Annotated in this window: 3 protein-coding genes; all 3 read right to left on the bottom strand. The window is 66.2% G+C overall.

Annotation, left to right across the window (positions count from 1 at the left end):
• On the bottom strand, positions 1-1,909 hold a 1,909-nt coding region (locus tag BJQ17_RS29200), incomplete at its 3' end, for a condensation domain-containing protein (protein WP_139139838.1).
• A 12-nt stretch (positions 1,910-1,921) separates the two neighbouring features.
• A complete protein-coding gene (locus tag BJQ17_RS29205; RefSeq protein ID WP_003248426.1) occupies positions 1,922-5,311 on the bottom strand; it encodes a non-ribosomal peptide synthetase in 3,390 nt (1,129 codons plus the stop codon).
• Positions 5,311-5,900 (bottom strand): phosphopantetheine-binding protein (locus BJQ17_RS29210; protein WP_256560065.1); only part of this gene is annotated, 590 nt, incomplete at its 5' end. The genes BJQ17_RS29210 and BJQ17_RS29205, both read right to left, overlap by 1 nt.

A 5,900-nucleotide genomic window follows, 5' to 3' on the forward strand; every position in this document is an offset into this window, starting at 1 on the left:
CGTAACCGCCCAGTTCGCCGGGCTGGTCCAGCAACAGGACCTGCCCGGCAAACGCCGGCAGCTGCTCGCGCAGGTGGGCCTGGGTCAGCAGCAGTTCGATGCCGCTGTCTTCGAACATGTAGGCCAGCCGCTCGGCAGGGTAGTCCGGGTCCAGCGGTACATAGGCGGCACCAGCCTTGAGGATCGCCAGCAGGCCAACGACCATTTCCAGCGAGCGCTCGGCGGCGATACCCACCAGGCTTTCCGGGCCGACGCCCTGTTCGATCAGCTTGTGCGCCCATTGGCTGGACAGCTCGCTCAACGCCCGGTAGCTCATGCGCTGGTCGCCGAACAGCAGTGCCGTGGCGTCCGGCTGGCGACGCGCCTGCGCCTCGAACAGCTGGTGCACGCGCCAGTCGCCGGGGTAGTCGGTGGCGGTGTCGTTAAGGTCATGCAGCACCGCTTGCGTCTGCTGCGGGCTAAGCATCGGCAACTCGCCCACCGGCTGTTGCGGCTGGGCTACCACACTGTGCAGCAGATGCTGCCAATGCTGCCCCATGCGCTCGACGCTTGGCGCGTCGAACAGGTCGGTGGCGTAGGTCAGCGATGCCCACAGGCCATCCGCGGTCTCGACCGTGTCTAGGGTCAGGTCGAACTGGGCGTTCACTTCTTCCCACGCCAGCACTTCCACGCTCAAGCCTGGCAGCTGTGTGGCCCCTGGCAGCCGGCGCTCGGCGCTGCGATGGTTGAACATGACCTGGAACAACGGGCTGCGGTTCAGGCTGCGTTCGACCTGCAGCGCATCCACCAGCTGCTCGAAGGGCAAGTCCTGGTGCGCCTGGGCCTCCAGCGCAGTGGCCTTGACCTGCTGCAACAGGCGGACGAACGGTTGGTGCGTATCGATGTCGGCCTTGTGCACCTGGGTATTGACGAAGAAGCCGATCAGGCCTTCGGTTTCCTTGCGGGTGCGGTTGGCGACCGGCACGCCGACGCGGATGTCCGACTGCCCGGTGTAGCGGTGCAACAGGCACTGGAAGGTCGCCAGCAACAGCATGAACAGGGTCACCCCTTCGCGCCGTGCCAGTTGCCGCAGGCCATCGGCCAGTGCCGGGCTCAGTGGCAGGTCGATGCGGGCGCCACGGTAGCTGCTGTGCAACGGCCGCGGGCGATCATCGGGCAGCGCCAGCACAGGCTGCTCACCGCCCAGCTGGGCGGTCCAGTAGGCTAGCTGGCGCTGCCGTTCGCCGCCATCCATCCATTGACGCTGCCAGGCGGCATAGTCGGCGTACTGGATCGGCAACGCCGGCAGGCTGGCTGGCTGGCCGCTGCTGTACGCGCGATACAGGTGCACCAGCTCCTGCACCATCAGCGCCAGCGACCAGCCATCCGAGACAATGTGGTGCTGGGTGATCAGCAACACATGATCGTCCGGCCCCAGGCACAGCAGGCTGGCCCTCAGGAGCGGGCCCTGGGCCAGGTCGAACGGCTGGCGGATTTCTTCGGTGATACAGGTGCGCAGCCGCGCCGCCCGGTCCTCGCCGGGCGCCAGGGCCAGGGTATGCCTGGCAATGCTCACCGGCGCGGGGGCATGGATCACTGGTGTGGTGCGCTCACCGTCAGTGGCGAAGGTGGTGCGCAGCGACTCGTGGCGCGCCACCAGCGCATCGAAGCTTTGCTGCAGGGCAGCCAGGTCCAGTGCGCCGCGCAGGTTCAGCGCACTGGGCAGGTGATAGGCGGCGCTGTCTGGCTCAAGGTGCCAAAGAAACAGCTGCCGCTCCTGGGCGAAGGACAGCGAAAGCGGCTCGGTCGGATCGCGTCGAAAAACAGGTGCCACGCTGTACAGATCGACACCTTGCTGCTTGAGCAGCACCGCCAGCGCCTTGCGTTGCTTTGCCGACAGTGTTGCTACCGATTCGATTAACTTTTGCACGCCCTTCCCCTGTCAAGAGATCAGATTTTCCAGATCTTCGGCTGATAGACGTTTGAGGGCCTCCAAGGATTTAGCCAAGGCATCGTTGACCGCCTGGGTGTGCGGCTGAGCACCAGCGATCTCGGCGCAGTAGGTTTGCAGGTCGTGGGTGGTGAACAGCGCCTTGACCGCTGTTTCCAGCTTCAACTGCTCACGCAGCCGCACGGTGACCTGGGTGGCCAGCAGCGAATGCCCGCCGAGGTCGAAGAAGTTGTCGGCAAGGCCGACCTGATCGACGTGCAGCACCTCCTGCCAGATCTGCGCCACCTGCTGCTGCAGCTCACTCTGCGGTGCCAGGTAGGCCACCCGGGCGACACTCAGGTCAGGGGCTGGCAGGCGGTTGCGGTCAAGCTTGCCATTGGGGGTGTGGGGGAAGGTTGCGACGAACGTCGTCCAGGTCGGCACCATGTACTCCGGCAACACGCTGCGCAGTTGCCGCTTCAGCGCCTCGCCCAGTGCCTCCCGCGTTTGCGCATCGTCGACCACGGCCACGTCCTGCGGCACCAGGTAAGCCACCAGCTGCTGGCCACCAGGCCCCGGCCGGGCGACTACCGCCGCTTCGCGAATGGCGGGATGACGCGCCAGTTGTGCCTCGATTTCACCGAGTTCGATACGATAGCCACGCATCTTCACTTGCTGGTCGATTCGCCCAAGGTATTCCACCACACCCTCGGCCCGGTAACGCGCCAGGTCGCCGGTGCGGTACAGCCGCTCACCGTTCCCGGCGAACGGGTCGGGGACGAAACGCTCGGCGGTCAGCCCTGGCCGCTGGTAATACCCGCGCGCCAGCCCCGCCCCGCCAATCAGCAGCTCGCCGGCAACGCCAACAGGGACTGGCGCCAGGTCCTCACCCAGCAGGTAGAGCCGGGTATTGTCCAACGGCCTGCCTAGCAACGCCTGCGGCCTGGCGGGCTGCAAGCGGTGCAGCGCCGACCAGATGGTGGTTTCGGTGGGCCCGTACAGGTTCCACAACGGCCCGCCCAGGGCCAGCAGCCGCTGGGCCAGGTCATCGCTCAGCGCTTCGCCGCCACACAGCTTCGTGCAGCCGGCCAGCACCTCGCCGCGGCCGCTGTCTAGCAGCATGCGCCAGGTCGAAGGGGTGGCCTGCAGCACGGTCACTGACTGCTGCGCTACCAGCTCCAGCACCCGCTGCGGGTCCTGTGCGGTATCCGGACCGGCCAGGACAACGCAGGCGCCCTGCACCAGCGGCAAGTACAACTCCAGCCCGAAGATATCGAACGAGAACGTGGTCAAGGACAACAGGCGGTCGCCGGTAGCCAGCCCCGGCGCCTTGGCCATGCTGGCGATGAAGTTGACCAGCGCGCCGTGGGGCACCATCACCCCTTTTGGCCTGCCGGTGGAGCCCGAGGTGTAGATCATGTAGGCAAGGTGCTCGGCCGACAGGTGCGGCTGCGGGTTGTGCACACTGTAGGCTGCCACGTTGCAGCCACTGCCCAGCGGGTGCTCGGGCGCCAGCAACAGGCACTGGACCGTGGCCGGTATCGGCAGGCGTGCCTGGAGCGACGGCTGGGTCAGCAGCAGCCTGATGCCGCTGTCCTCCATCATGTAGGCCAGCCGCTCGTCCGGGTAGTGGGGGTCCAGCGGTACATAGGCACCCCCGGCCTTGAGCACGGCCAGCAAGGCGACGAGCATCTGTGGCGAGCGTTCGAGGGCCACCCCGACTTTGACGTCCGGCCCCACGCCGCCTTCGATCAGGCGCCAGGCCAGGCGGTTGGCGTGTTCGTTGAGTTGCTGGTAGCTCAGCGTCTGGTCTTCGAACTGCACGGCCGGTGCATGCGGTGTGGCATGGGCACGCTGCTCGATCAGGTGCTGGATACAGGCGTCGGCAACCGGCACCGCCGTGTCATTCCAGGCTTGCCCGATCACGTCCAGCTCGCGGTCGCTGAGCAGTGGCAACGCGGCGATTCGCTGGCCCGCGTCCGCCACGATGCCGTCCAGCAATTGCAGCCAGTGCCCGGCCATGCGCGCCACGGTCGTGGCATCGAACAGATCGGTGGCGTAGTTGAAAGAAGCGCCGATCTGCCCTGGCGCTTCGAAGGTTTCCAGGGTGAGGTCAAACGGCGCGGTGCGCGTTTCGCCAGGCAAAGCCTCGATACGCAGCGCTGTGTCGCTGGCGGCCTGCTGGCCATTGCCCTGGCGCTGGTGGTTGAACATGACCTGGAACAACGGGCTGTGGCTCAGGCTGCGCCCCGGCTGCAAGGCTTCGACCAGTTGTTCGAACGGCAGCTCTTGATGGGCCTGGGCGTCGCTGGCGGCCTGGCGGGCTTGCTGCAACAGCGCGCGGAAGGTCTGCTGCGGCTCGATTTGCGCGCGCAGCACCTGGGTGTTGACGAAAAACCCGATCAACCCTTCGGTTTCTACCCGGTTGCGGTTAGCGATAGGCACACCCACGCGAATGTCCTGCTGCCCGCTGTAGCGCTGCAGCAAGGCCTGGAACGCGGCCAGCAACAGCACGAACAAGGTCACCCCTTCGTGGCGGGCCAGGTCTTGCAGGCGTTGGCACAGTTCGGCCGGCAAGCTGAAGTCGTGCCGTGCGCCGCGGTAGCTCATCAGCCCCGGGCGGGGCCGATCGGTGGGCAGTTCCAGCACCGGCTGCTGGCCACCCAACTGCGCTTGCCAGTAGGCCAGCTGCCGCTCGCGCTCACCGGCCTCCATCCAGCGCCGTTGCCAGATGGCATAGTCGGCGTACTGGATGGGCAGCGGCCGAACAGCCACGGCATGCCCTTGGCAGCAGGCACTGTAACCCTGCAGCAGTTCATCGACCATGACCTTCAGCGACCAGCCGTCAGCGGCGATGTGGTGCACCACCAGGCTGAACACATGGTCCTCGGCCGCCAGGCGCAGCAACGCCACGCGCAACACGGGGCCATGTTGCAGGTCGAACGGCTGCTCCCGGTGGGCTTCGACAAAGGCCTGAATCTGCGCCTGCTCATCGCCCACACCGCGCTCACGGCATTCGATCGCTACCGTCAGCTGTGGGGCGATTTGCTGGCGTGGGCCACCGTCGCGGCTGTCATGGGTGAACGTGGTGCGCAAGCTCTCGTGCCGCGCCAGCAGCGCATCGAAACTGCCTTGCAAGGCCTGCAGGTTCAGCGGGCCATGCAGGCGCAGGCTGACCCCGATGTTGTAGGCAGTGCCCTGAGGCTCCATCTGCCACAGGAACCATTGGCGCTCCTGGGCAAACGACAACGGCACCACGGTGGTGTCGTCGCGCACCAGCGGAATGGGCAGGTTGGCCGGGGATACGCCCTCTTCAAGCATTTTCTGCAGGTATTGGCGACGCTTTTCCAGCGGCAGATTGATGAAGCGCTGAGCAATTTTCGTGGCGACTGCGGTGTCCATCACACCTCCTCCATTTCGTCCAGCAGAGCCGACAGCTTGCTGAGTGTTTGTGTGTCCGCCGGCGCAGATGCCTGGGCCAGCTGTTCGGCGAAGCTCGCCAGGGTTGGGTGCTGGAAAATCAGTTGCGGGGTCAGGCTCAGGCCGAGTTCCAGTTGCACCCGCGATACCACGCTCACGGCCAGCAATGAATGGCCGCCCAGTTCGAAGAAGTGGTCGTCCAGGCCCACTTGCTCAAGCTTGAGCACGTCCTGCCAGATGGCTGCCAGCTGCTGTTCCAGCTCACTGCCTGGGGCGCGATAACCTTGCTGCAACAGGCTGGCATCGGCCTTGGGCAGGGCCTTGCGGTCGAGCTTGCCGTTGGCTGTCAGCGGCCACCGGTCGAGCAGCAGCAGGTGCGCCGGGACCATGTAGTCCGGCAGCGCTTCCTTCAGCTGTTCGCGCAGCTGCGCGCGCAGCCCGGCCTGCTGCTCCAGCGCTACCTCGGCAGCGGGGATCAGGTAGGCCACCAGCTGCTGGCCGGTCGCGCCTTCCTGGGCCAGCACCAGGGCCTCGCGCACCTGCGGCTGGGCCTGCAGGCGGGCTTCGATTT

The sequence above is a fragment of the Pseudomonas sp. NBRC 111139 genome (genome assembly GCF_001753955.1).
Taxonomy (GTDB): Bacteria; Pseudomonadota; Gammaproteobacteria; order Pseudomonadales; family Pseudomonadaceae; genus Aquipseudomonas; species Aquipseudomonas alloputida.

Bases quoted from the DNA above. Each gene is read 5' to 3' on its own strand.
- BJQ17_RS29205 (WP_003248426.1), bottom strand. From the start codon at position 5,311: ATGGACACCGCAGTCGCCACGAAAATTGCTCAGCGCTTCATCAATCTG.